Annotated in this window: 1 protein-coding gene; it reads right to left on the reverse strand. The window is 57.1% G+C overall.

All coding sequences use genetic code 11. From position 1 onward, the window contains the following. Positions 1-93: 93 nt before the first annotated feature. On the reverse strand, positions 94-618 hold a 525-nt coding region (locus RZA67_RS16380), incomplete at its 5' end, for a hypothetical protein (RefSeq protein WP_317214121.1).

The following is a 618-nucleotide window of genomic DNA, read 5'->3' on the forward strand; positions in this document are numbered from 1 at the left end:
CTGTGTACTGCTTGCTCGCCATAGACACCTCTTTGGTTACCATTGATTATGGCTCCGAGTTGCCTACGAAATCCTGGCCGGTCCAGACTTGGATCATGGGGACGCCTCTACAAACGCGGTGATTGCCTGCCAAACGCCGGGAGGCAGCCCCTTAGCCATAGCAAACGGAGCGGCCGGAGGAATCGCAAGGACACTCCATGTGTTGTGAACCCTTTGCAGCATTTTTGAGCGACCGCGCACCGCATTTCCCTGATCATCATAGAGTCCAGCGGCCTGACCACCGATGTAGTCATGGGGTCCCGCAAAGAACTCGATCAGACGGTCCTGCCAGCCACCACTTGAATACGGAACTCCGGCAAGTGTTCCTTCAATGCCCTGAACTCCACCGGTCAACCCTCGCATGTCCTTACCGCCAGGGGTCTGCAGAAATGCCGCAAGGCTCATACCCGCTTTGCCTTTATCCCACTGCACACGCCCCAATGAGTCAAGAGCCAGCTCGTCAGATTCCGGCTTCGTCACGCATCGTATGTTGCCCTTACCACACAACTGATCCAGATCAATCCGCGTCCCGCCCAGCTTGATCCCGTCGCCATCCACGCCCACGCTGACACCACCGAT

It is taken from the genome of Stenotrophomonas sp. C3(2023) (genome assembly GCF_032911385.1).
Classification (GTDB): domain Bacteria; phylum Pseudomonadota; class Gammaproteobacteria; order Xanthomonadales; family Xanthomonadaceae; genus Stenotrophomonas.